The following is a 22,473-nucleotide window of genomic DNA, read 5'->3' as shown; positions in this document are numbered from 1 at the left end:
TGTAAAAAGTTTTTTTAATGAAAATAAAAAATACCCTCGTGGCTTTGGCCGCACCCTTTTTGATGAACGCGCAAGATGTGATGACGCCCGAGAAATTATGGACCATGAACCGGTTGAGTGTTTCAGCCGTTTCACCGGATCAGCATGCGTTGCTGTACACCATTGCGCAAACCGATTTAAACACCGAAAAAAATAATAAGAAATCCTATTTTCTTAATCTTAAAAATTCTGTAAGTACAGCGGTGGATTTCGGTAAAAAATCGCTGGTGCAGTGGGATAAAAACGGTTTATATGCCAAAGAGGGCGAGATGCTGTATAAATCCACGGATGCCGGAAAATCCTGGACGGAATTTTATAACATAGGAGACGCTGATAATATTGTGATTTCCCCCGATGGGCAAAAAATTGCTTTCAGCAAAGAAGTCCTGGTTGAAAAAGTGATGGCAAAAGATAAATACACCGACACGCCGAAATCCACCGGACATATTTACACAGACCTGAATCACCGCCATTGGGATTATTTCAATGAAGGAAAGTACAATCACGTCTTTGTCGTGAGTGTCGGCCAACCCGTCGGCAATGCGAAAGATTTACTGGAAGGCAAACCGTGGGATTCACCGCAGCGCCCGTTTGGCGGAAGCGAAGATTTTGTATGGACACCGGATTCCGCGCAATTGCTGTATGTAACAAAGCCTTTGAGTGGTAAGGAGTACGCCACGTCTACCAATACCGATGTTTTCGCGTACGACCTTACCACCGGCAATACCCGCAACCTGACGGAAAGCAATAAAGGGTATGACACCCAGCCGGTGTTTTCCCCGGACGGCAAATATCTGACCTGGACCTCCATGGCGAGAAACGGCTACGAAGCCGATAAGAATGATATTAAAATCATGGATTGGAAAACAGGTGCCGTGCGCAACCTGACACAGGGCTGGGATGAAACTGTGGCCGGCGCCGTAAAATGGTCACAGGACAGCAAAATGATCTATTTCACCACGGCCTACCGTGGCACAAAACAGCTGTTCTCTCTAGATCCAAAATCAGCTGCCGTAAAGCAGGTGACCGCCGGAAATTTTGATATAAACGACATTTTTGCTGATGCTAAAAATGCAGTGCTGGTTTCGCGCACCGATATGAACCATAATGCGGATTTATTTATGGTAAACACCCGCAAAGGAACCATGACGCAGCTCACAGAGGTGAACAAAGATTTTTACGCACAGACGAAACCTTCCCGAACCGAACTTAAAATGGTGAAAACCACCGACGGTAAAGAAATGGGTGTCTGGTTTATTTATCCTCCAAATTTCGATCCGGCTAAAAAATATCCAACGTTGCTGTACTGCCAGGGTGGTCCGCAATCAGGATTAACCCAGTTTTTCAGCACGCGCTGGAATTTCTCGCTCATGGCGGCCAACGATTATATTATCGTAGCACCGAACCGTCGCGGGATGCCGGGCTGGGGAACTGCCTGGAATGAGCAAATCTCCAAAGACTGGGGCGGACAGGTGATGAAGGACTACCTGTCAGCTGCAGATTTTGCAGCCACGCTTCCCTTTGTGGACGCCAACCGGATAGGTGCTGTGGGTGCAAGCTACGGTGGTTACAGCGTATTTATGCTGGCTGGAATTCATGAAAATCGTTTTAAAACCTTTATTGCGCATGACGGTTTATTCGATATGAAATCCTGGTATCTGACCACAGAAGAATTGTTTTTCGCCAACTGGGATCTGGGCGGATCGCCGTATGATGAACCACTGCCAAAATCGTACACCGAGTTTAATCCGTCAAACTACGTGAAGAACTGGAACACACCGATTATGGTAATTCAGGGTGGGATCGATTACCGCGTACCCTATGAACAAGGTCAGGAAGCTTTCCAAGCCGCGCAGTTGCGGGGGTTGAAATCTAAATTCCTGTATTTCCCAAATGAAAATCACTGGGTCCTGAATCCGCAAAACGGATTGGTCTGGCAGCGTGAATTCTTTGAATGGCTGAAAGAAACATTATAAATACAAACGGCTTCTCAATTAGGAAGCCGTTTTTTTATAGTTTAATTTAAAATCCAACCGAGATTTTAAAACTTGGATTGATGTTGATTGTAAACTCATCCAGTGTCAGTTTGCGTCCCTGAATTTCGAGTATCAGTGAGTTTTTCGTGCTTTGGAAATAAGGAAGTAATTCAGCATCCGTTGGTGTAAAAACAATCTTGTCTCCGAACGTATTATTTTCCGCGGTGGCGACAAGAATTTTTTCGAGGTCCGGTGTTTTAATATAGACGCGCGCATTTTGAACAGCACTTAAGTCCCCACCCAGAAGTGATTCTTTTAATTCGATGTTAAAGCTGGAGAGTTTTGCGGATTTTAGGTTATTGATAGAAAGCTTCGGATATTCTTCTTTGATCTTGGCATTAAGGTCAATGTCGAGGTCAATTGCCGGGTAGGCGAGATAGGAGTCTGTTTTCACAGAGGCAAACGGAATCTTTTGCTCGATACTTAGAGGAATATCAAACGGCACCGGTATCGCCACATCCTCTACGGCTTCCTCGATCCGGTCGCAACTGGTAAGTGTTACAGCAGAAAAGGCAAAACCACCGACCAGCAAGGCTGTCGAAATCAATTTTTTCATAATAGGTAAGCTTTTTTAGATTTGCCTGTAATTATCATAGTTTGTACCAAAAAGCCAGTATTAATAAGCTTTAACGTTTGCTAACAAATTTTTGATGTCACGGATTTTCAGTTTTCGGCCCATCATTTTTTCTGACTTTAAAGTTTAGTTCTGGATTCTGTTTCTGGTGTCCGGTCGCCCAAATAACAGCAGTACGTTTTTGACTCGCTAAATCACCGCTGCTAGCGCATGAAACTTTAACACCGTTTTTTTTTTTAGTAAACGTCTTTAAAACAACTGAGGCAGGCGAAATCGCGTCCCTGCAAAGGGCCTTGACAAAGGCTTTTAAAATCCGTATATTTGCACTCGCGAAAAAAACTGCTTTTTTCGCTCCTTATTTTTAAACCGTAATTTAAAAAATACAATGAAGACTTCTGATTTTAACTTTGATCTGCCCGAAGAACTTTTAGCTGAGCATCCTGCGGAACACCGCGATGAGGCAAGGCTGATGGTTTTGCACCGGAAAGATCAGACCATCGAACATAAACTATTCAAAGATGTAGTGGATTACTTTGATGAAAAAGACTTGTTCATTTTCAACAATACCAAAGTATTCCCGGCGCGTTTGTACGGTAACAAAGAAAAAACCGGCGCAAAAATCGAAGTTTTCCTGTTGCGTGAGCTGGACCGCGAAACCCGAGTATGGGATGTGTTGGTAGATCCAGCGCGTAAAATCCGTATCGGGAATAAATTATTCTTCACCGAAGATGAAGCACTCGTTGCAGAAGTGATTGATAACACGACTTCCCGCGGCCGTACGCTTCGTTTCCTGTATGACGGTTCTTACGAAGAGTTCCGCGCAAAACTGAAAGAACTGGGCGAAACGCCGCTGCCAAAATATATTAAGAGAGAGGTAGAACCGGAAGATGCTGAGCGTTACCAAACGATTTATGCCAAGCACGAAGGTGCCGTAGCTGCGCCGACCGCCGGACTTCACTTCTCCAAACACCTGATGAAGCGACTGGAAATTAAAGGAATTGATTTCGCAGAGGTTACACTGCACGTTGGCTTGGGAACTTTTAACCCGATCGAGGTTGAGGATTTATCCAAGCACAAAATGGAATCAGAAGAAGCCATTATTGACCAGAAAAATGCGGACATTATCAACAAAGCTGTGGAAGAGGGCAGAAGAGTGTGCGCGGTAGGTACAACCACCATGCGAACGCTGGAAACTTCTGTTTCATCCAACAAGAAAATTGGACCTTACCACGGCTGGACCAATAAATTCATTTTCCCGCCGCATGATTTCGGTGTGGCGAACTGTATGATTACCAATTTCCACACGCCAAAATCTACGCTGATGATGATGATTGCTGCTTTTGCCGGCAAAGATTTTTTGATGCACGCATATGAGGAAGCTGTTAAAGAAAAATATAAATTTTACTCTTACGGAGATGCGATGCTGATTCTGTAAGAGAATTCTTAAAACTTATCCTAAAGATAAATTTCAGTTTCGCTTTTACTTAAGTTATACTGGAATTTATCTTTTTTAATTTTAAATTACTGTGAAAGATATCCGAACTTTATCGCTGGAACAACTGCAGGAATATTTTGTGTCCCTGGGTGAAAAGCCATTTCGCGCAAAACAGGTGTATGACTGGCTGTGGAGCAAAAACCTGCACTCCATTGATGAGATGACGAATCTTTCGAAAGCTCTGCGCGACCGCATCAGTCAGGAATATACCATCAATCCGATTTCGGTGGATCTGCTGCAAAAATCCAACGACGGAACTATTAAAAATGGCGTGCGGCTGCATGACGGACTTTTGGTGGAATCCGTACTCATTCCTACAGAAACCCGTACAACCGCCTGCGTTTCATCTCAGGTAGGATGTTCGCTAAACTGCGAATTCTGCGCAACGGCGAGGCTTAAAAGAATGCGCAACCTGGAAGTTGCCGAGATCGTGGATCAGGTAGCGCTTATTGATCAGCAAAGCAAAATGTATTTTGATCGACCGCTGTCCAATATCGTTTTCATGGGTATGGGCGAACCGATGATGAATTATAAGAACGTGGTGGAAGCGATTAAGAAAATTACCGAGCCGGAAGGTTTGGCAATGGCTCCGCGGCGCATTACCGTCAGCACATCGGGCATCCCAAAAATGATTAAAATGCTTGCCGACGAAAACCTGCGCGTCAAGCTGGCCCTTTCACTGCACTCCGCGATTGAGCATAAACGAAATGAAATTATGCCCTTCTCGGATAAGTTTCCGCTTACGGATATTATGGATGCTTTGCAATATTGGTATCAGGCTACGGGCAATACCGTTACTTTTGAGTATTGTGTCTGGAAAGGAATAAATGACCAGGATGAAGACATCAAAGCTTTAATTAAATACTGCCGCCAGGTGCCGTCAAAAGTAAACCTGATTCAGTACAATCCCATCGGCGACGGTAAATATGATCAATGCAATAAACAGGCAGAGGAAAACTATGTGCGTCAGCTGGAAAATGCGGGCATTACAGTAATGATACGCCGCAGCCGCGGTGGCGATATTGATGCAGCCTGCGGACAGCTTGCCAATAAGAGCTAATGTTTTCTCACGTAGGGCGCACGCGGACTCCGGCACATAACCTGAAACTCGCCTCCTTACTTTCCTTTGTAGCCGGCTCGGTAAACGTTGCCGGTTTTTTCTCGGTACACATCCTCACGACCAATGTAACGGGTCACTTCGCTTTTTTCACAGAGGAAGTTTTTCTGCTGAATTTCCCGGCGGCCGTGCATCTTGCCTTGTATGTCTTTGCTTTTTTCTTTGGCGCTTTCGCGGCTAACTTTATGGTAGAAACTCTTTCCCGAATCCGCGACAGTTACACGTATGTATTTCCCGTGTTACTGGAAGCACTGATCCTGGCTGTGGTTGGTTTTTATGGAGCAGCTTTGAAAGCGGCCATGCCTGAACTAATTGCCGCTACGCTTTTGTTTGCCATGGGAATGCAGAACTCGCTGGTGACCAGCATATCGCGCGCGATTGTGCGAACCACCCATCTCACCGGCTTATTCACTGATATGGGAATTGAAGTTTCTCAGTTATATTTTTATAAAACAACAGAAAGAAGAAAAAAACTGCTGAAATCAATTAAACTTCGGCTCACCATTATCGTGATGTTTTTCAGCGGCGGTATCTGTGGCGCACTTTTATACACAAGAGTTGGAATTCAGGCATTGTATCTCGGCAGCATTTTGTTGCTGGGCGGCTTGTTATTTGACTATATCAGGATCCGGCTGATTTTAAAATTGAGAAAACGATGAAGAAGATACTTGCGCTTTTAATAGTGCTGATCAGTTGGCAGGTGTATGGCCAAAGGCTGGAATGGCTTAAATTAAAACCATACAGAATTGCTCAATTAAATAAGACGTTGAAAGAAACTTCGGCGCTTGAGTTTCGTAATGGTAAACTTTTTACTTTAAACGACAGCGGAAATACAGCAGACCTTTTCGAGATTGATGTAATGGACGGCCACATTGTAAATGTCATCCCGACCGGTTTGCAGAATAAAGACTGGGAAGCCTTAGCCTCGGATGGAATATCTTTTTTCATAGGCGATGTCGGGAATAACAATGGTGACCGGAAAGATTTAACTGTCTATAAATGGACTGATAGTGCAACTGTGGCGTTACCGTATTTTTATCCTGAACAATCAGATTTCACTTCGTCGCCGCTTGCCACTGATTTTGATGCCGAAGCGATGATTCACCTGAACGGCAGCCTCCACATTTTCACCAAAGAATGGCTTTCCAAAGGAACGACACATTATATTTTAAAAACAGAAAGTGAAGCGAAGCAGGCTGCACAAAAAGCGGAATATGTTCACTTAGGTTATGCAGTAACTGATGCTGCGTATCATAAAGGTTATTTGTATCTGGTGGGATACACCAGGAAAGCGGACGTGTACATGAGCATTTTCAAAGAAACAGAGCCGGGTGTTTTCTTTGGTGAAAAAGGTCGGAAGTTTTATCTGGGTTCTTCCCTTACCATCGGACAAATTGAAGGAATTGCCGTAAACGAAAAGGGAATTTACATTTCCGGTGAAGAGCTTAATATTCCGATTTTCAAAGTGAAGCCTTATTTTTATTTTATTCAGGCAGAGAAGGTGCAGCCGCTACCGTAGAATTGCCCGATTAAATCTTATATTTGTAGGCTTATTATGCTATCCATTCTTATTCCTGTTTTGTGGCCAATATAGTTACCGAAATCAAAAGACCCATCAGCAACGAAATGAAACTTTTTGAAAAGAAGTTTTATGAGTCGATGCGAAGCAATGTACCGCTGCTGGATAAGGTAACGCGCTTTATTGTGACCACCAAAGGCAAGCAGATGCGGCCTATGTTCGTTTTCCTTTGCGCGAAGCTGGTGGGCGAAGTTTCTGATAAAACTTTTCGCGGCGCCTCGATGATCGAACTGATTCATACCGCTACGCTGGTGCATGATGATGTGGTGGATGAAAGTTTTAAGCGCCGAAACTTTTTCTCCATTAATGCTTTGTGGAAAAACAAAATTGCGGTGCTCGTCGGTGATTATCTGTTATCGAAAGCTGTTTTGCTTTCTACCGATCACAAGGAATATGATATGCTGGCCGTGATTTCGCGCACGATTCGCGAAATGTCGGAAGGGGAATTACTGCAACTTGAAAAAGCGCGCAAGCTCGACATTACAGAGGAAGTCTATTACGAAATCATCCGTCAGAAAACGGCAACCCTGATTGCAGCGTGCTGCGAAATTGGCGTTCTTTCCGCCTCTGCGGAAGAAGAGAAAGCGTCACTGATGATGCAATTTGGCACTTACACCGGCATGGCTTTCCAGATTAAAGACGATTTATTCGACTATCTGACCTCAAATATCATCGGTAAACCGGTCGGTATCGATATCCAGGAAAAGAAAATGACACTGCCGCTGATTTACTCGCTGCGCAATGCCTCGGAACAAGATCGCAAGTATTATCTGAACACCATTCGCCGCTACAACACTGATAAAAAGCGGGTCAAGGAACTCATCGAGTTTGTGAAAAGCTCCGGCGGCCTGGATTACGCCGTTTCCGTGATGGAAGATTTCCAGCAAAAAGCGCGCGACATCCTGGCAGGTTTCCCCGAGTCTGAAGCGCGCACTTCCTTACAGCTGATGCTGGATTATGTGATCGAACGCAAGTTCTAATCCTTGCTTACTTTTAAGTCAACACCGTTCAGCCGGAGCGAATTCAGAATAACCGAAACGGAACTGAAACTCATGGCGGCCGCGGCAATCATCGGACTCATCAATAAACCGAAGAACGGATAGAGAATTCCGGCTGCGATCGGTACGCCCAACGTGTTGTAAATAAAGGCAAAGAACAGGTTTTCCTTAATGTTTTTCAGCAGTTTAGAACTGAGAATCCGGGCTTTGGCAATGCCGAGCAGATCGCCTTTCACCAAAGTGATCTCGGCACTTTCCATCGCGACATCGGTGCCGGTTCCCATAGCAATGCCCACATCTGCTTTTGCCAGGGCGGGTGCATCGTTAATTCCGTCGCCGGCCATGGCCACTACTTTCCCGTCTTGCTGCAGCTTTTGGATAAACTTCAGTTTATCTTCGGGCAGGCTGTTCGAATGAAATTCCTGAATTCCGGTTTGTGTTGCCACAGCGCGTGCCGTTTCTTCATTATCACCTGTCATCATAATTATTTCGATGTTTTGTGACTTTAAAAAGTTCACAGCACGAACCGAGCTTTCTTTTATCCGGTCGGTAAATGCCAAAGCGCCGACTACTGTTCCGTCGATAGCAAGATAGGAGCGGGTGTATGCCTGCTTTTGCTGAGGACTCTCCGAGGATTTTAAATCAAATATTATATTTTCCTGCGCCAGTAAGCCTGCGTTTCCGAGCAGTACTTTTTCGCTGTTAATAGTTGCTTTTATTCCTTTACCTGAAATATTTTCAAACCCGTTTACCGGCAAATATTCTGCATTCTGTTCCGCAAATTTTTGCAGCACGGCTGCCGCCAGCGGATGTTCCGAATTTTGGTTTAAGGAAGCTGCAAACTGTAATATTTCATTTTCTGGTGTGTCAGTCCATTTTTCAATATGGTCGAGTACCGGCTTTCCTTCGGTGAGTGTCCCTGTTTTATCAGTAATCAGCACATTCACTTTTCGCATTTGTTCCAGTGCCTGCGCATTCTTAATTAAAATGCCATTCTGCGCGCCTTTTGCAATCCCCACCGTCAATGACATAGGTGTGGCTAAACCAAGCGCACACGGACAGGCTACAATGAGAACAGCCACTGCGTTTACCAAAGCGTAGAGCAGCGCATTTTCCGGTGCCAGGAAATACCATAAAATAAAGGTAAGCACCGATATTCCAATCACCACCGGCACAAATATTTTAGAGATTTTATCCGCCAGTTTTTGAATCGGTGCCTTACTGCGGCTGGCTTCGTTCACCATCCGGATTATGTGTGACAACAGGGTTTCATCGCCTACTTTTTCAGCGGTCATAATGAAAGAGCCATTTCCGTTAATCGTTCCGGCGGTTACCGTTACACCTTTTATTTTTTCAACCGGCACCGGTTCTCCGGTAATCATACTTTCATCAACAGACGAACTTCCTTCTGTAATGGAACCATCAACCGGGATTTTTTCGCCTGGTTTTACGCGCAGGAAATTTCCTTTTTTAATTTCCGACAAAGGAACACGCTTCTCCAAACTGCCTTCAATCAGGTTCGCTTCCGCCGGCGAAAGGTTCATCAGTTCCTCAATCGCCTTTCCGGTTTTCTGGTGGGCGCGCGCTTCCAGCATCTGACCCATAATGACAAGGGTTAAAATAACACAGACCGATTCAAAATAAAGCGGCACAGCACCATTATGCTTTACTTCATGCGGTAAAATATCAGGAAAAACAATGGCGATCAGGCTGAATACAAATGCTGCGGCCGTACCCAAAGCAATCAGGGAGAACATATTAAGATTGCGGGTACGGAAGGAAGTCCAGCCGCGTTGCAGCAAAAACCAGCCTGCGTAAAATATCACCGGTAGCGAAAGTGCCAGTTCCAGATAGGGCAGTACGCTGGCCGGCAACGGAAACTCGTACCACATGCCGCCCATCGATAGGATGAAAACAGGAATCGTGAAGACTAAAGCTATGACAAACTTGCGTTTCAGCTTTTGGTAGGTATCGTCTTCCGCCGCTTCACCATCGTTTCCCGGTATGCGAACCAAGTCCATTCCACAGACCGGACAGCCTACATTGCTGTCATACAGCTTATCACCTTCGCAAAACATGGGGCAATAATATTTGCCTGCATTTTTCTCGCTCAGCACTGGCTTTTCGGGCTCTTCTTTTTCAGTTGGTAAACCTTGCTTCAGCAATTCTGCAGTGATCGGCTCCTGGTGCATATGGCAGACGGGACAACCAATGTCTTCAGGATATGTTTTTTCACCTTCGCAAAACATCGGGCAAAAATAATCGCCTTCGTGCGCTGCAAAAGTTGCGGGCAAACTGGTTTTTGAAAAAGCCTGCGTCTTGTGCTGGTAATCGGCTCGCTCCTCGATGGGAACCAAATACATATTGCAAACGGGGCAGCGCTTGCCGGGCTGAAAATAGACTTTTTCGCCTTCGCACTCCATTGGGCAATAATAAACGGAGCTCGGAGAAATTTTATCTTTAGGGTGAACGGATGCGCACATAAAATAAATTTTAAGACAAATTTCCTTAAAATTAAATCAAGCCGCTTATATCTAAATAGAAGGTTGTTATAAAATTCCGCTTATAACAAATTGATAGGAGTGCGCTCGGATTTTCGTTTTTTAAACTCAGTGGGAGAGTAGCCGGTGACTGAGCGGAACTGCGCGGATAAATGCTGAACCGTGCGATAGCCCAGCTGGGCTGCAATTTCGCTTAGAGTCTGCACTTCATAAGACAAAAGTTCTTTCACCTTTTCAATCTTCTGTGCGATGAAAAATTTTTCAATGGTGCAGCTCTCAAGCGCAGAAAACTGTCGGGAAACGGAGGAGAAATCTTTGTGCAGTTCTGCTGTGAGATATTCGGAAATCCGGAAATCGTCGGAGATATCCAACGTGTTGATTTTTTTAATTAAAAGATTCCGGACCTGTTCATTCTGAATGGTACCGGCATCTTTCAAAATTTCGAAACCGAGGCTTTGAAGACCGGCCTCCAGCCCGTTCCAATTTGATTGAGTAAGAGGATAAGCCGTAACGGCAAGACCCAGTTCAAGATGCTGAAGTTGCACAGCTTCCTTTTCAAAAATCTGCCGAACTGCCATAAGGCAGCGGTCACACACCATATTTTTAATGTGAATTTTCATCGCGCTGCTGCAGTCTGTCTTTCACAAATTCAATTTGTGTTTTTCCGTGCCTGGTCGGTTTTCCTTCGATATCTACACCTACAAAAACGATTTTGTCAATGGTAATAATCGTCTGGTGGGTCATTTTATTCCGGACATCGCACCGCAAGGTAATCGAGGTGTTTCCAAAATCAATGGCTTCAATTCCTATTTCAATGATGTCGCCCTGGCGTGCCGAACTGATAAAATTAATTTCAGAAATATATTTGGTGACGCAGCGCGGCGTTTCCAGCTGGACGATGGCGTACAGCGCCGCTTCTTCATCAATCCACTGCAGCAGCCGGCCGCCAAATAAGGTGTGGTTGGGATTCAGGTCCTCCGGCTTAATCCATTTTCGGGTGTGGTAGTTCATAATTGTAAATTTAATCAGCGGACAAAAACAAGTTTCGTGTCAGTGGACAATTTTGCGTCAAATAAATAATTTTCTGCCTGAAACTGTTTCACCTCATCCAGGGTTTGCACCTTATTTTCCGCGCAGTGGCGCACCATCATTCCGCGGGCATGCTTGGTGTACACAACGATATTTTTAAGTTCTCCACCTTTATAGTTATAAAACTCAAAATCGATCACAGGACATTTCAGTTTGTCGCGCTGAATGGCTTTAATGTATTCATTGCTCGCCAGGTTTAAAACAAAGTCATCAGCAGCCAGTTCTTTTTGTAAAGCTTTGGTCAGCTTGTTATCCCAGAACTGATAAAGATTCTTCGCGTCGGCAGCTTCCAGTTTTTTGCCCATTTCCAGGCGATACAGCATTACTTCATCAGAAGGACGCAGCAATCCGTAAAGACCGGAAAGAATCCGAAGATGCTGTTGTAAATAATTTACCGCCGCTGCGCTGAGTGTGGACGCCTCCAGGCCGCGGTACACTTCACCGGTGAAAGCCTGCAAGGCTGGCGCTGATTCTGTCGCGTTTGGTGTCGCGGTCCATTTTTGATTTCGTTCCCAATTCTCATCTGCCAGCTTTGCGGAGATTTTCATCATTTCTGCCAGTTCCCTGGGAGATTTCTTTTTCAGCGCTGCATGGAGCTGTTTGGAATATTTTAAAAACTGAGGTGTTGTTCTGTTAATAATTTCTTTTTCCGGCTGAACGTTCATTAGCTTCGCCGGTGAGATTAATATCTTCATAAATGTATAAATCGCTTTTTTTTAAAGAAGGCCTTTCCCCTGACGCAGAATCTCCGGTTCGCCGCTGGTCAGGTCCACCACCGTGGAGGCTACATTATCACCATAGCCCGAATCAATAACAATATCAACCAAGTGGTCATATTTCTCGGCAATCAGTTCCGGGTCGGTGGAATATTCAATCACCTCATCATCATCCTTAATAGAAGTTGAGGCGATCGGATGCCCCAGTCTTTCCACGATCAGATGCGGCACGGGATGATCGGGAACACGGATTCCCACGGTTTTTTTGCCTTTATAGGCGAGCGGCAAACTTTTGCTCGCTTCCAGAATAAAGGTAAACGGACCGGGCACATTATTTTTAAGATAGCGAAAAACTGCCGTATTCACAGGCCGTGTAAACTCCGACAAATGGCTTAAGTCGTTGCAGATAATGGAGAAATGCGCTTTTTCCAGCTTCACCTTTTTGAGCTGCGCGAGTTTTTCCATCGCACGGATATCGAAAATGTTGCAGCCGAGTGCATACACTGTATCAGACGGATAAATAATCAAGCCGCCGTTATTTAAAGTCTTAACGACTTCATTGATAGCGCTTTCCTGCGGATTTTCCGGGTAAATTTTAATGATTTTGGCCATACACAAATTTACTAAAAATTAAAATGAGAAAAGAATTTCACCGGAAAATTTGGAGTGTAAGAAAATAGCTGTATATTTGCATCACAATACCGCGGGGTAGAGCAGTAGGTAGCTCGTCGGGCTCATAACCCGGAGGTCGCACGTTCGAGTCGTGTCCCCGCTACTACTAAAAGAGAATCACACACGTGGTTCTCTTTTTTGTTATACATTGAAGCCAGAATTCACGACCATTTTCCGAAACCTCACCATGCCCTCTGTTGCTTTCATAGTCATAAAACGATCGCTTTCTTTAAAACGCGCCGGAAGTTCCGGGTCAATCACATATAAATCTGCCTGATTTGTAAGGTAGTCAACCAAGCCGGCTGCCGGGTAAACATTAAGCGATGTGCCGATGACCAGCAGAATATCTGCCTGCCCAACCAGCTCTAGTGCATTCTCCATTTCAGGGACCATTTCACCAAACCAAACAATATGCGGCCGCAGCTGTTTTCCGCGTTTGTCAACATCGCCTAGATTTAAATCCTTCTTCCAGGTAATAATATCTGTTTGCCGGTCCACAGGCCTTGCTTTCAAAAGTTCGCCGTGCAGATGCAGGACATTTCGCGAGCCCGCCCGTTCATGAAGATCATCCACGTTCTGGGTAATAATCTGCACATCGAAATCTGACTGAAGCTCCGCCAGTATTTCATGTGCACGGTTCGGAACCACGTCCAGCAACTGGCGGCGCCGCGCGTTATAAAAGTCTAAAACAAGTTGCGGATTGCGTGCAAAGCCTTCCGGACTTGCCACTTCATTAATATCATGATTTTCCCACAAACCATTGGCATCACGAAATGTACGTACGCCACTCTCGGCGGAAATACCGGCACCGGAGAGTGCGACTAGTTTTTTCTTCATCTTTTTTAAGGAAATATAGGGATTAAATTAAACATGGAGGTAGGCGCAAAGAATATACGATGCTTATATTTGTGTTTAAATAAACCGACGATGACTCCTAACTTTATAATGACTTCTGCCTCGATCTCACAACTTGATGCAATTTGGGAGATTTTTGACGCTGCCATCGAACGGCGTCGTGAAGAAGGGAGCCAGCAATGGCAGGATGGTTATCCGAACCGTGAAATTATCCAAAACGATATGACGCACGGGTATGCTAAAATCTGGCAGCAGGAAGGTAAGGTTGCGGCCTATGCAGCGGCTATTGATCAGCCAGATCCGGATTATATTGATATTGAAGGTGCGTGGCTCACCGATGGATCCTATTTGGTCATCCATCGTATTGCTGTTTCCACAAGTTTTCTGAACCGCGGCCTGGCCACACAGGTTATGAAAGACCTGGAATCCGTTGCCTTGGAAAAGAAATTACCGAGCATTCGCGTAGATACCAGTTATGATAATCCTGCCATGCAACGCGTTTTTGAGAAACTGGGATACACACACTGCGGCACGATCCGGATCCGCGGCAAAAAACGACTGGCGTTCGAGAAGATATTGTTTTCATAAGGTAAGTCTGAAAATTACCCGCGTCAATTTTCGTAAATTTGTAAGTCAACAAAAATTTAAAAATGTCAAAGAAAGCTATACTTGCCATTTTGGACGGTTGGGGCATCGGCACAAACCCGGCCGTATCCGCTATCGACCAGGCACATACTCCGTTTATTGATTCCTGTTATCAGCATTTTCCACACACCACTTTGGAGGCCAGCGGCATTTCCGTGGGATTGCCGTTCGGGCAGATGGGAAATTCAGAAGTGGGTCACATGAACCTGGGTGCCGGCAGGGTAGTCTATCAAAACCTGGTGAAACTGAATATGGCTGTTGAAAATGCGACACTCGGCACGGAAAACGTGATCACCGAAGCTTTTGACTATGCATTAAAGAATGGCAAGCAGGTACATTTCATTGGTCTTGTGTCCGATGGCGGTGTACATTCTCACATCAACCACCTCAAAGGTTTACTGACGGCCGCGAGCGAAGCAGGTCTGCGTGAAAACGTTTACGTTCATGCTTTCACCGATGGCCGCGACTGCGATCCGCATTCGGGAAAAGGATTCATTGCCGAGATTATGGATCACATGTGCGAAACCACCGGTAAGCTGGCAAGCGTCACGGGGCGATATTACGCCATGGATCGCGATAAACGCTGGGAAAGAGTTAAATTGGCCTATGATGCGATGATGCACGGTGCCGGAGAAAATACGCGTGATGTTCTGGCAACTATTCAGAAATCTTATGATGAAGGAATTACTGATGAGTTTCTGAAACCTATTATCTGTCTGAGAGATGGCAGCCTGCCCATGGCAAGGATTGAACCTGATGATGTCGTTTTCTGTTTCAATTTCCGCACTGACCGCGGGCGCGAAATTACCGAGGCTTTATCCCAACGAAGTTTTCCGGAATATGGCATGAATCCGTACCGCCTGTATTTTGTGACCATGACAAACTACGACAAGGATTTCCACAATTTGCATGTGGTCTTTAATGAAAATGTACTGCAGAAAACCATGGGCGAAGTATTGGCTGAAAATGGTAAAACGCAGATTCGGGTCGCTGAAACGGAAAAGTATCCCCATGTTACATTCTTCTTTTCGGGCGGCAGAGAGGAGCCGTTTGATGGGGAGAAGCGCATCTTATGCCCCAGTCCCAAAGATGTTCCTACCTATGATTTTAAACCCGAAATGTCTGCCTATGATATAACCGAAAAAATCCTTCCGGAAATTGAAGCACAAACTTCAGACTTTATCTGTCTCAATTTTGCCAATACCGATATGGTGGGACATACCGGCGTTTTCGAAGCGGCAGTGAAAGCGGCGGAAACCGTGGACGAATGTATTGGCAAGGTAGCGCAGGCTGCTTATGAGAACGGGTATGCCGTTTTTATATTAGCGGATCACGGAAATTCGGATGTAATGATGAACGAAGATGGCACACCAAATACACAGCACTCCACCAACCTGGTACCGCTTATTGTGATGGATAAAGACAGGGCCTGGAACCTCAAACCGGGAAAACTGGGCGATATCGCGCCAACTATATTAAAAGTGATGGGAATCAGCGCACCTGAAGAAATGGACGGAGAAGTGCTGGCGAGTTAAATTTTCTTAAACAAATATAATATTTGCCTTCTGTACGGCATTTCGCTGCATTAATTATGTATAGAATACTATTTTAAATTATATTTGCCAACAACATAAAAATTACTTGATGTACAATAAATTAATGAGGATTGAAGTCATGCGCACGCTTGGAAAGAACGTGGAAGATTTCATTAACTCATATCTTACGCCCGTTGAAAAAATCTGGCAGCCCACTGATTTCCTGCCGGATCCTTCGGCGGAGAGTTTTAAATATGACGTGGAAGAACTCCAGACTTTCGCCCGCGAAATGGATTATGATCTTTTCGTAACGCTGATTGGCGACTGTATTACGGAGGAAGCGCTGCCCAGCTATGAGTCCTGGATTATGGGAATTGACGGTGTTGATCAGGAAGAGCGCAGTGGCTGGTCGCAGTGGGTGCGCAGCTGGACGGCAGAAGAAAACCGCCACGGTGATTTGCTGAATAAATATTTATATCTCTGCGGACGCGTAAACATGCGCGAAGTGGAGATCACTACTCAATATCTGATTCAGGATGGTTTCGATCTTGGCACCTCGATGGATCCTTACCGGAACTTTGTTTATACCAGTTTTCAGGAAACAGCCACGAATATTTCGCACCGCCGCGTAGGTTCTCTGGCCAAGCAAACCGGCAACACAAAGTTATCCCGCATGTGTGGTGTGATCGCCGCGGATGAGGCACGCCACGCCAAAGCATACAAGCATTTCGTTACCAAAATCTTTGAACTGGATCCGTCCGAAATGATGCTGGCCTTCGAAGATATGATGCGTAAAAAGATTGTCATGCCGGCACATTTGATGCGTGAATCCGGCCAGAAGGCAGGAGAACTTTGGGAACATTTTTCGGACGCGGCGCAGCGTGCAATGGTGTACACCGGACAGGATTATATCAACATTCTGAAAGTGCTGTTGGAAGACTGGAAAATTGAACATATTACCGGCCTGAATGAAAAAGCACAAAAGGCTCAGGAATATCTGGTGAAGCTGCCGGCTCGGCTGCAGCGAATCACAGACCGTATTGCAACACCCGATCTGCAGTATCAGTTTAAATGGGTAAAATCTTAAATAAAGGCCTTGAAAAAGGCCTTTTAAATTTATTATATTTGCGCAACTGAATGCTGAAAACAAATGACTAACAGTAAGAAACTTGCGATTGATTTTGATGGAACGGTGGTGGATGACGCGTATCCGGGCATCGGAAAACCGAAAATTTTCGCGTTTGAAACGCTGCGCAAACTGCAGTCCGAAGGGTACCGATTAATTCTCTGGACCTATCGTCACGGAAAAACGCTGGATGAAGCCGTAGAATTTTGCCGCAAAAATGGCGTGGAATTTTACGCAGTGAATTCCAGCTTCGAAGGTGAAATTTTTGACCACAGCCAGGCAAGCCGAAAAATTGACGCAGATTTATTTATTGATGACCGTAACCTGGGCGGCTTTCCGGGTTGGGGTGAGATTTATAATATCATCAAACAGCGCATTGAGTTCCGTGTGGATGGCCAGGAAGTCTTGGCTTATTCCAAATTAAAAAAAGAAAAAAAGAGAGGCCTGTTCTGGTAACACCTTTTTAAACTCCTCTGTATTTTGATTCAACTAAAAACAATAGAAGAACTTCGGCTGATGCGCGAAAGTGCACAGCTGGTTTCCAAAACGCTCGGTATGCTGGCGGCTGAAATCAAGCCCGGCGTCACCACTTTACATCTGGATCGTCTCGGCGGTGAATTCATCCGTGATCACGGTGGCGAACCTGCTTTTCTGGGGATGTATGGTTTCCCTAACAATTTGTGTATCTCACCAAATGAAGAAGTGGTGCACGGAATTCCGAACGAAAAACCCTTGCAGGAAGGAGATATCCTATCGGTTGATTGCGGCGTGTATATGAACGGTTTTTATGGTGACCACGCTTATTCTTTTCAGGTCGGCGAAGTTGCGCCTGAAGTAAAGAAATTACTGCAGGTCACCAAGGAATCTTTGTATAAAGGAATTGAGCAATGCGTCCGCGGCAAAAGGGTGGGCGATATTTCCTTTGCCATACAGCAATATAATGAAAAGCATGGCTACGGCGTTGTCCGCGAACTGGTAGGACACGGGCTGGGCCGCAAAATGCACGAAGACCCGCAGGTTCCCAATTATGGCCGGAAAGGAAGTGGTAAAGTCTTAAAGGACGGAATTGCACTTGCCATTGAACCGATGGTGAATCTCGGTACTGAAAAAGTAAAATTCCACGAAGATGGCTGGACGGTAACTTCACTCGATAATTCTCCTTCCGCGCATTTTGAGCACGATGTGTGCATCATCGGCGGAAAACCGGTGTTGCTTTCTACTTTTAAATATATCTATGACGCGCTTGGTATTGTGAGCGATGAGGAAGATCCTTTCACCTTAGACTTTTAATGAAGAAAGCCGCCGGCATACTGCTCAATACGTTTCCACGTCCTTTGCTGATCCGGCTGAGCATCTGGCTGCGCCCGCTGATTTATCTTTTTTTTAAAGGAAACCGTTTCACCGATCCAATTGACGGAAAATCGTATCGAAAATTTTTGCCGTACGGCTACGGCAAACAAAGGCTCAATGCACTTTCACCCGGCACACTGAGCCTCGAGCGGCACCGCCAAATGTGGTTGTATCTTCAGCGGGAAACTGATTTTTTCAGCGGACCGCTTAAAGTATTGCACATTGCACCTGAACAGGAATTTTTAAGGCGATTCAAGAAATTACCCAATCTTGACTACATTTCAGCCGATCTTTTTTCACCTATCGTTGATGTGAAAGCTGATTTGCTGGATCTGCCTTTCGAGGATAACAGTTTTGATGTGGTCTTTTGCAATCATGTTCTGGAGCATATCGAAGACGACCATCAAGCCATGCGCGAATTATACCGCGTCCTGCGTACCGGCGGGTGGGGTATTCTGCAGGTTCCGCTGAAAAATGCAAATCAGGAAACATACGAAGACTTCACCATTACCGATCCGAAAGAACGACAGAAGCACTTTGGCCAATATGACCATGTCCGGTGGTATGGAATGGATTATTTCACACGTTTAGCCGACGCGGGTTTTGAGGTAGAAACTTTATATTATTCCCGGCAGTTCAGTACTGAAGAGCAAAAGCGTTTTGGCTTAATTGCTGATGAAATTTTACCGGTGGTTCGCAAACCTTAATCCGCACCCAGGTTCTCCAGCGCTTTCAGCATATCAATTCCTTTGCCCAGGACAGGTTTAAACAGATCTCCTTTTTCTTTGATTCTATCCAAAGCATTCGCAATGGTAAAGTCAGTTGGGAGCAGTCCTTTTTTAACTTCGTCCCATTCGAGTGGCATCGAAACAGGGGCGTGGGCACGTGGCCGGATGCTGTACACACTTGCGAGTGTCTGGCCGGTTCTGTTCTGCAGATAATCGAGATAAATTTTACCGGGGTCGCGCTTTTTGAGATTACGTTCAAGCGTAGTTATTTTGGGAAGTTTTGCCATTACCCGTTCCATCAGTAGTAAGGCAAAATCTTTCACCTGATCGGCGGTATATTGCGCTCCCATCGGAATGAAAATATGGATGCCGGTGCTCCCTGAAGTTTTCGGGTAGCCTTTTATTTTAGCGATATCTAATATTTCTTTTACACATTGCGCGGTTTCAATGACATCATCGAAACTGTTTTTATCTGATGGATCCAGATCCAGGGCCAGCCAAGTCGGATGTTCCGGTTCCTGCTTGGTCGCATTCCAGGGATTGATATCGATGCAGCCTAAATTATTGAGGTACGCCAGGTCCGCTGCTGTATTACAAATCATGTAGGTAATGTCCTTATCATTTGACTCCGAGTGTACGGACACCGTATCCATCCAGGAAGGTGCATCGTCGCCGGCATCTTTTTGATAGAAACTTAAACCTTTTATGCCATTGGGAAAGCGATGCAGCGATTGCGGACGGTCTTTCAAATAAGGCAGAATATATTTACTCACCGACTGATAATATTCAATCACGTCTCCTTTGGTAATCTCATCATCCGGAAAATAAATTTTGTCAGCGTGTGTAATTTTCACTTCCTGCTTGCCGGCCTTTAATTTTCCGTCCTCAATTTTTTTATCGGGCATACTGCTTTGTCTTTTTAAGGTTTTTCTTTCGTCAGGTTGTATCACTTCTGTGTCTGTCTTCCGGATATCTTCCACAGTTTTATCTTTTCTTAAAGTAATAAATACCGGATGCCGGAATATACCATCCTGTGTTACTTCTGTATATTTAATTTCACAAACCAATTTAGGTTTCAGCCAGGTGGCCGGCGTATTGGTTTTAGGCTTTTTATCAAAGGGCAACCGGTCCGTAATCAGCGGTTTAAAACAATCATAGAGGTCGTGAAGCTTTGCCGCAGAAAAACCTGTTCCCGCATGACCGCAGTACACCAGTTCACCGTCGCGGTATGTGCCGAGGATTAAGGCTCCGAACATTTCGCGCGATCCTTTCGGTTCCGTAAAACCACAGATAATCACGTCCTCTGTTTTTTCGAATTTCACTTTGAGCCAGTCAGCGGATCGTGAACCTTCGGCGTAGGTGCTGTTTGCTTTTTTCGCCATCATGCCTTCCAGTTTCATTTTTTCCAGCTGCTCATAAAATTCTTTGCCTTGTTCCGGCACATGTTCGCAGTACCGGATAACCTCATTTTCCACGAGTGCTTCTTTCAGTAATTCTTTTCTTTCAAGTAGGGTCAGGTTCTCCGTGGAGTGGCCGTTCAACCACAGTAAATCAAAGACCTGATAGGCAACTGGTGCCTCGGGGTGATCCATAATTTGCTGCAATGCCTGGAAATCCGGCTTGCCTTCCTTATTAAAAACAACAATCTCACCGTCTACCACCATTTCCTGAGGCTGTTCCTGCAAGGCTTCGGTTACTTTGCCGAACTTCTCCAGAAAGGAAAGTCCGTTCCGCGAATAGAGCAGCAATGATTCGCCGCGTTTTTCAGCAATCGCGCGGTAACCATCCCATTTGATTTCGAAGACCCAATGTGGATCATCGAATGGCGCAGAAGCGGTCTGTGCCAGCATCGGTACAATGAAGTCCTTTACTTTTTTCTCGCCGTCCGGCAGAATGGCTGTTTTTTTCTTAAAAGGATCGGTTGTTTTTTCTTTACTTACGGTCTTTCTTCTTTTAGATGGGCGCGCATTTTCCCGTTCGGTTACCTTTGAATTTTTGGGAGTATGATCTTCCGCGTCGTACGGTTCTTCCGCGTATTCGTCCTTGTGTTTAATAAGAAGCCAGGCATTATCATCTTTGCCATTTTTAATTTTAACGAGCGCAAATTCCCCTTTCAGTTTGTTACCGTGCATTCTGAATTTAAGCGATTCGCAATGCAACTGATGACGCATCACCAGATCGTCTGATTTACCGGCTTTAGGTTCTATGGGTTCATAAGTCCCATGGTCCCAAATTTCCACTTCGCCGCCACCGTAATTTCCTTCGGGAATACTGCCTTCGAAATCTTTATAAGAATACGGATGGTCCTCGGTCATCATTGCCAGCCGTCGATCATGCGGATCCAGCGAAGGTCCTTTCGGCACGGCCCAGCTTTTCAGAACGCCGTCCATTTCCAGCCGAAAATCGTAATGGAGCCGGGTCGCGGAATGGCGCTGCACCACGAAAACAAGTTTTCCACCGGCGTCCGCTTTTTCTCCTTCCGGTTCGGGCGTTTCATCAAACCGTCTTTTGCGATTGTATTCGTCCAGTGACTTCATCAGGATACTTTTTTATTCTTTTTTGAATGTTCGAGACTTGCTTTTAGCTGAGCCATCAAATCAACCACTTTTCCGCTTTCTTTCGGTTCGTTCTCCACTTTTTTAATGTGCGTGCCTTTGGCTTTTCTTTTAATAATTTTCATTAAATCTTCCGCGTAGGTGTCATGGAAGGCCGCCGGATTAAATGTTTCCGAAGTCTGCTCAATCAGCGAAATAGCCATTTTAAGTTCACCTGCCTTAGGTTCCTTCTTCGGAGGCAGTTTTAATTGCTTGTAATCCCGGATTTCCTGCGCAAACCGCAACCGGTTCACAATCAGGATATCATCCTGGTACGGCCGGATCATTCCCAGGACTTCCTTATCGCGCATCACAAAAGTTCCCACGCCGGCACGCTTGCTTTCTTTTAAAGCTTTCAGTAAAAGATAATACGCACTTTCCGCGTTTTTCTGAGGTTCAAGGAAATAAGGTACTTCAAAATACACCGAATCAATTTCATCCTCCATCACGAATTCATCGATCGAAAATATCTTTGATTTCTCGGGGCTGGCGGCGGCATAATCCTCTTCATCAAGCACGATATATTTGCCATCAAGGTTATAACCTTTGACAATATTCTCATATTTCACCTCGGCACCGGTGTCTTCATTCACGCGCTTATATCTGATGTGTGCCAGGTCTTTTTTGTCGAGCATGTGCAGTTCCAGGTTGCTGCTTTCCACAGCAGAATACATTTTTACGGGGATGTTTACGAGCCCAAAACCGATGGCTCCGTTCCAGATTGCCTTCATAATGGTGGTATTTAATTGAAAATGACCATGAAATAACTGTGCCTGCGCAAATTTTAATTATAAAGTTGTACATCTGTTGCTATTGAACGGAAT

21 protein-coding genes and 1 tRNA gene are annotated in these 22,473 nt (G+C 45.1%); 13 read left to right on the top strand and 9 right to left on the bottom strand.

Annotated features, from left to right (window positions below; translation table 11 throughout):
• The first annotated feature begins 17 nt into the window (after positions 1 to 17).
• Positions 18 to 2,015 (top strand): S9 family peptidase, encoded by a 1,998-nt coding sequence (locus tag MVI27_RS06100; RefSeq protein WP_246959924.1) that lies wholly within the window; start codon positions 18 to 20, stop codon positions 2,013 to 2,015.
• Between the two features lie 46 nt (positions 2,016 to 2,061).
• Here the strand turns inward: MVI27_RS06100 and MVI27_RS06095 are convergent, their stop codons facing one another.
• Positions 2,062 to 2,631 carry a hypothetical protein gene (locus tag MVI27_RS06095; protein ID WP_246959923.1) on the bottom strand — a complete coding sequence of 190 codons (570 nt, stop codon included), beginning with the start codon at positions 2,629 to 2,631 and terminating at the stop codon, positions 2,062 to 2,064.
• A 403-nt stretch (positions 2,632 to 3,034) separates the two neighbouring features.
• Between MVI27_RS06095 and queA the strand changes: the two genes are divergently transcribed.
• The 5 genes from queA (at position 3,035) to MVI27_RS06070 (ending at position 7,820) form a co-directional block, all read left to right on the top strand.
• A complete protein-coding gene (gene queA, locus MVI27_RS06090) occupies positions 3,035 to 4,084 on the top strand; it encodes a tRNA preQ1(34) S-adenosylmethionine ribosyltransferase-isomerase QueA (RefSeq protein WP_246959922.1) in 1,050 nt (349 codons plus the stop codon).
• Between the two features lie 91 nt (positions 4,085 to 4,175).
• Positions 4,176 to 5,204 (top strand): dual-specificity RNA methyltransferase RlmN, encoded by a 1,029-nt coding sequence (rlmN, locus tag MVI27_RS06085; RefSeq protein WP_246959921.1) that lies wholly within the window; start codon positions 4,176 to 4,178, stop codon positions 5,202 to 5,204.
• On the top strand, positions 5,204 to 5,920 hold the full coding sequence (locus MVI27_RS06080) for a YoaK family protein (RefSeq protein ID WP_246959920.1): 717 nt from the start codon (positions 5,204 to 5,206) through the stop codon (positions 5,918 to 5,920). The genes rlmN and MVI27_RS06080 overlap by 1 nt, the downstream gene beginning before the upstream one ends.
• Entirely contained in the window at positions 5,917 to 6,780 is an 864-nt protein-coding gene (locus MVI27_RS06075; protein WP_246959919.1) for a hypothetical protein, read from the top strand. Before MVI27_RS06080 ends, MVI27_RS06075 begins: the two co-directional genes overlap by 4 nt.
• Before the next feature lie 62 nt (positions 6,781 to 6,842).
• Positions 6,843 to 7,820 carry a polyprenyl synthetase family protein gene (locus MVI27_RS06070; protein ID WP_246959918.1) on the top strand — a complete coding sequence of 326 codons (978 nt, stop codon included), beginning with the start codon at positions 6,843 to 6,845 and terminating at the stop codon, positions 7,818 to 7,820.
• Here the strand turns inward: MVI27_RS06070 and MVI27_RS06065 are convergent.
• The 5 genes from MVI27_RS06065 to MVI27_RS06045 form a co-directional block, all read right to left on the bottom strand.
• A complete protein-coding gene (locus MVI27_RS06065; RefSeq protein ID WP_246959917.1) occupies positions 7,817 to 10,321 on the bottom strand; it encodes a copper-transporting P-type ATPase in 2,505 nt (834 codons plus the stop codon). The genes MVI27_RS06070 and MVI27_RS06065 overlap by 4 nt on opposite strands.
• Positions 10,322 to 10,401: 80 nt before the next feature.
• The gene (locus MVI27_RS06060) at positions 10,402 to 10,959 is read right to left on the bottom strand and encodes a helix-turn-helix domain-containing protein (protein ID WP_246959916.1); all 558 of its coding nucleotides are present in this window, start codon (positions 10,957 to 10,959) and stop codon (positions 10,402 to 10,404) included.
• The gene (locus MVI27_RS06055; protein WP_246959915.1) at positions 10,943 to 11,350 is read right to left on the bottom strand and encodes an acyl-CoA thioesterase; all 408 of its coding nucleotides are present in this window, start codon (positions 11,348 to 11,350) and stop codon (positions 10,943 to 10,945) included. The genes MVI27_RS06060 and MVI27_RS06055 overlap by 17 nt, the downstream gene beginning before the upstream one ends.
• 14 nt (positions 11,351 to 11,364) lie before the next feature.
• Positions 11,365 to 12,123, bottom strand: a complete 759-nt coding sequence (yaaA, locus tag MVI27_RS06050; protein ID WP_246959914.1) for a peroxide stress protein YaaA — start codon at positions 12,121 to 12,123, stop codon at positions 11,365 to 11,367.
• Between the two features lie 21 nt (positions 12,124 to 12,144).
• The gene (locus tag MVI27_RS06045) at positions 12,145 to 12,756 is read right to left on the bottom strand and encodes an L-threonylcarbamoyladenylate synthase (RefSeq protein ID WP_246959913.1); all 612 of its coding nucleotides are present in this window, start codon (positions 12,754 to 12,756) and stop codon (positions 12,145 to 12,147) included.
• Between the two features lie 90 nt (positions 12,757 to 12,846).
• Here MVI27_RS06045 and MVI27_RS06040 point away from each other — a divergent pair.
• A tRNA-Met gene (locus MVI27_RS06040) sits at positions 12,847 to 12,919 on the top strand.
• 38 nt (positions 12,920 to 12,957) lie between these two features.
• On the opposite strand, the gene MVI27_RS06035 is transcribed toward MVI27_RS06040, so the two are convergent.
• Positions 12,958 to 13,653: an SIR2 family NAD-dependent protein deacylase gene (locus tag MVI27_RS06035; protein WP_246959912.1), complete on the bottom strand. Its 696-nt coding sequence runs from the start codon at positions 13,651 to 13,653 to the stop codon at positions 12,958 to 12,960.
• Between the two features lie 90 nt (positions 13,654 to 13,743).
• On the opposite strand from MVI27_RS06035, the gene MVI27_RS06030 reads away from it, so the two are divergent.
• The 6 genes from MVI27_RS06030 (at position 13,744) to MVI27_RS06005 (ending at position 19,034) form a co-directional block, all read left to right on the top strand.
• Positions 13,744 to 14,259 (top strand): GNAT family N-acetyltransferase, encoded by a 516-nt coding sequence (locus MVI27_RS06030; protein ID WP_246959911.1) that lies wholly within the window; start codon positions 13,744 to 13,746, stop codon positions 14,257 to 14,259.
• Positions 14,260 to 14,321: 62 nt separating this feature from the next.
• Positions 14,322 to 15,851 carry a 2,3-bisphosphoglycerate-independent phosphoglycerate mutase gene (gene gpmI / locus MVI27_RS06025; protein WP_246959910.1) on the top strand — a complete coding sequence of 510 codons (1,530 nt, stop codon included), beginning with the start codon at positions 14,322 to 14,324 and terminating at the stop codon, positions 15,849 to 15,851.
• Between the two features lie 109 nt (positions 15,852 to 15,960).
• Complete coding sequence (locus MVI27_RS06020) at positions 15,961 to 16,938, top strand: acyl-ACP desaturase (RefSeq protein ID WP_246959909.1); 978 nt, start codon at positions 15,961 to 15,963, stop codon at positions 16,936 to 16,938.
• Positions 16,939 to 17,001: 63 nt separating this feature from the next.
• Positions 17,002 to 17,433: a BT0820 family HAD-type phosphatase gene (locus MVI27_RS06015; RefSeq protein ID WP_246959908.1), complete on the top strand. Its 432-nt coding sequence runs from the start codon at positions 17,002 to 17,004 to the stop codon at positions 17,431 to 17,433.
• Positions 17,434 to 17,457: 24 nt separating this feature from the next.
• Positions 17,458 to 18,267: a type I methionyl aminopeptidase gene (gene map / locus MVI27_RS06010; protein WP_246959907.1), complete on the top strand. Its 810-nt coding sequence runs from the start codon at positions 17,458 to 17,460 to the stop codon at positions 18,265 to 18,267.
• Positions 18,267 to 19,034 (top strand): class I SAM-dependent methyltransferase, encoded by a 768-nt coding sequence (locus MVI27_RS06005; RefSeq protein ID WP_246959906.1) that lies wholly within the window; start codon positions 18,267 to 18,269, stop codon positions 19,032 to 19,034. The genes map and MVI27_RS06005 overlap by 1 nt, the downstream gene beginning before the upstream one ends.
• Here MVI27_RS06005 and ligD read toward each other — a convergent pair.
• Both ligD and ku read right to left on the bottom strand, forming a co-directional pair.
• Positions 19,031 to 21,592, bottom strand: coding sequence for a DNA ligase D (gene ligD / locus MVI27_RS06000; RefSeq protein WP_246959905.1), 2,562 nt, complete (start codon positions 21,590 to 21,592; stop codon positions 19,031 to 19,033). The two genes, MVI27_RS06005 and ligD, sit on opposite strands and share 4 nt — an antisense overlap.
• Positions 21,592 to 22,380, bottom strand: a complete 789-nt coding sequence (gene ku, locus MVI27_RS05995; RefSeq protein ID WP_246959904.1) for a non-homologous end joining protein Ku — start codon at positions 22,378 to 22,380, stop codon at positions 21,592 to 21,594. Before ku ends, ligD begins: the two co-directional genes overlap by 1 nt.
• Between the last annotated feature and the right edge of the window lie 93 nt (positions 22,381 to 22,473).

The sequence above is a fragment of the Chryseobacterium salipaludis genome (assembly GCF_022968825.1).
Lineage (GTDB): Bacteria > Bacteroidota > Bacteroidia > Flavobacteriales > Weeksellaceae > Kaistella > Kaistella salipaludis.
This window is presented reverse-complemented; position numbering and strand designations above follow the sequence as displayed.

What these genes read in the sequence shown, in the direction of transcription:
- MVI27_RS06065 (WP_246959917.1), bottom strand. Translation starts at nt 10,321, where the DNA reads ATGTGCGCATCCGTTCACCCTAAAGATAAAATTTCTCCGAGCTCCGTT.
- queA (WP_246959922.1), top strand. Translation starts at nt 3,035, where the DNA reads ATGAAGACTTCTGATTTTAACTTTGATCTGCCCGAAGAACTTTTAGCT.
- MVI27_RS06015 (WP_246959908.1), top strand. Translation starts at nt 17,002, where the DNA reads ATGACTAACAGTAAGAAACTTGCGATTGATTTTGATGGAACGGTGGTG.
- ku (WP_246959904.1), bottom strand. Translation starts at nt 22,380, where the DNA reads ATGAAGGCAATCTGGAACGGAGCCATCGGTTTTGGGCTCGTAAACATC.
- MVI27_RS06005 (WP_246959906.1), top strand. Translation starts at nt 18,267, where the DNA reads ATGAAGAAAGCCGCCGGCATACTGCTCAATACGTTTCCACGTCCTTTG.
- MVI27_RS06095 (WP_246959923.1), bottom strand. Translation starts at nt 2,631, where the DNA reads ATGAAAAAATTGATTTCGACAGCCTTGCTGGTCGGTGGTTTTGCCTTT.
- MVI27_RS06055 (WP_246959915.1), bottom strand. Translation starts at nt 11,350, where the DNA reads ATGAACTACCACACCCGAAAATGGATTAAGCCGGAGGACCTGAATCCC.
- MVI27_RS06100 (WP_246959924.1), top strand. Translation starts at nt 18, where the DNA reads ATGAAAATAAAAAATACCCTCGTGGCTTTGGCCGCACCCTTTTTGATG.
- MVI27_RS06030 (WP_246959911.1), top strand. Translation starts at nt 13,744, where the DNA reads ATGACTCCTAACTTTATAATGACTTCTGCCTCGATCTCACAACTTGAT.
- MVI27_RS06020 (WP_246959909.1), top strand. Translation starts at nt 15,961, where the DNA reads ATGTACAATAAATTAATGAGGATTGAAGTCATGCGCACGCTTGGAAAG.
- MVI27_RS06035 (WP_246959912.1), bottom strand. Translation starts at nt 13,653, where the DNA reads ATGAAGAAAAAACTAGTCGCACTCTCCGGTGCCGGTATTTCCGCCGAG.
- gpmI (WP_246959910.1), top strand. Translation starts at nt 14,322, where the DNA reads ATGTCAAAGAAAGCTATACTTGCCATTTTGGACGGTTGGGGCATCGGC.
- MVI27_RS06045 (WP_246959913.1), bottom strand. Translation starts at nt 12,756, where the DNA reads ATGGCCAAAATCATTAAAATTTACCCGGAAAATCCGCAGGAAAGCGCT.
- yaaA (WP_246959914.1), bottom strand. Translation starts at nt 12,123, where the DNA reads ATGAAGATATTAATCTCACCGGCGAAGCTAATGAACGTTCAGCCGGAA.
- ligD (WP_246959905.1), bottom strand. Translation starts at nt 21,592, where the DNA reads ATGAAGTCACTGGACGAATACAATCGCAAAAGACGGTTTGATGAAACG.
- MVI27_RS06075 (WP_246959919.1), top strand. Translation starts at nt 5,917, where the DNA reads ATGAAGAAGATACTTGCGCTTTTAATAGTGCTGATCAGTTGGCAGGTG.
- MVI27_RS06060 (WP_246959916.1), bottom strand. Translation starts at nt 10,959, where the DNA reads ATGAAAATTCACATTAAAAATATGGTGTGTGACCGCTGCCTTATGGCA.
- MVI27_RS06080 (WP_246959920.1), top strand. Translation starts at nt 5,204, where the DNA reads ATGTTTTCTCACGTAGGGCGCACGCGGACTCCGGCACATAACCTGAAA.